This window comes from Mesorhizobium sp. M1A.F.Ca.IN.020.06.1.1, from assembly GCF_004023265.1.
GTDB lineage: Bacteria > Pseudomonadota > Alphaproteobacteria > Rhizobiales > Rhizobiaceae > Mesorhizobium.
Window position 1 is genome coordinate 1 of the sequence record NZ_RZSR01001189.1, and the last position, 1548, is coordinate 1548.

Genomic DNA, 1548 nt, shown 5'->3' on the forward strand with positions numbered 1-1548 from the left:
GCGGAACAGCATCCCGCGTTCGAACCCCTGCTCGATCGCGACCGCGATGCCGCGATCGAGCAGGGGTTCGAACGCGGGATGCTGTTCCGCAAGCTTGCGGAACAGCTCCCTGATGTCCTTGGCCTCGATGTCGAGCTTGTCCTTGCCTCCGGCGGCGGCGCTGAGCGAGCCCCAGAGCGTGACTTGGACCATTATCGCCTGATCCTCATTGGACCGTGACGTGAGCTGAAAACCGCTTCGCGCTTTTCGGCATGCTAGCCTTCCCGTTCGGCCTCGAGCGCTGCAAGAATCCGCGGCGGCGACATCGGGATGTGGCTCATGCGCACGCCCACCGCGTTCGACACCGCATTGGCGATCGCCGCCAGCGGCGGCACGATCGAGGTCTCGCCGACGCCGCGCACCCCGTAGGGGTGGTTGGGGTTGGGGATTTCCAGGATCTGCGTGTCGATCATCGGCAGGTCGGAGCAGACCGGGATGCGGTAGTCGAGGAAGCCTGGGTTCTGCAGCCGCCCGTCCTTGCCGTAGATATACTCCTCGTTGAGCGCCCAGCCGATGCCTTGCGCGGCACCGCCTTGGTACTGGCCCTCGACATAGGTCGGGTGCACCGCCTTGCCGGCATCCTGCACCACCGTGTAGCGGATCACCCTGGTCGAGCCGGTCTCGGGATCGACCTCGACGTCGCAGATATGGGTGGCGAAGGAGACGCCGGCGCCGTCGGCGACGAGCTCGCTATGGCCGGCGATCGGCCCGCCGGTCTTGCCGGACTGTGCGGCGATCTCCTTCAGCGACAGCTTGCCGAGATTGCCGTGCTTCTCGCCCTTGGCGACCGCGTGGCCTTTTTCCCAGGCAACGTCGTCGACCGAGATGTCCCACATCTGCGCGGCGCGCTCGCGCAGCACTTTGATGGCGTTGCGGGCGGCCGAGATGGTCGCCATCGAGGAGGAGAAGGTGCCGCGGCTGCCGTCGGTCATGTCGTTGTAACCGAGGCTGGAAGTGTCGGCGACGATCGCCTTGACCTGGCTGTAGTCGATGCCGAGCTCCTCCGCCGCCACCAGCGACAGCGACGCGCGGGAACCACCGACGTCGACTGTGCCGACGGCGAGCGACACCGTGCCGTCCATGCCGACGTTCAAATCGGTGCAGGTCTGGCCGCCGAAGTTGAACCAGAAGCCGCAGGCCATGCCGCGGCCTTGGTTCTGAGCCAGCGGCGCGCGCATATGCGGGTGCTCCTTGACCGCCTCGAGCGTCGGTCCGATGCCGATCGGGCCGTAGACCGGGCCGTAGGAGGCGCGGGTGCCTTCCTGCGCCGCATTCTTGATGCGGAACTCGACCGGATCGATGCCGATCTCCTTGGCGAGCTCGTCGACAGCGCTTTCCACCGCGAACGCCGCCATCGGCGCCGAGGGCGCGCGATAGGCCGCGGTCTTCGGCCGGTTGACCAGCACTTCGTAGCCGACGGTCTTGACGTTCTCCAGCTTGTAGCAGGCGAATGCCGTCATGGCGCCGATCTCCGCCCACATGCCGGCATAGGGGCCGCAGGTGTAGCGC

General features: G+C 66.7%; 1 protein-coding gene and 1 pseudogene. Both read right to left on the reverse strand.

Features of this window, described 5'->3' with window-relative positions; genetic code table 11:
- Window positions 1–192, reverse strand: a pseudogene (locus EOA60_RS32345) (MoaD/ThiS family protein); the annotation flags it as partial.
- Between the two features lie 62 nt (window positions 193–254).
- The coding region (locus tag EOA60_RS32350; protein ID WP_164899747.1) for a xanthine dehydrogenase family protein molybdopterin-binding subunit at window positions 255–1548 on the reverse strand (1294 nt) is incomplete at its 5' end.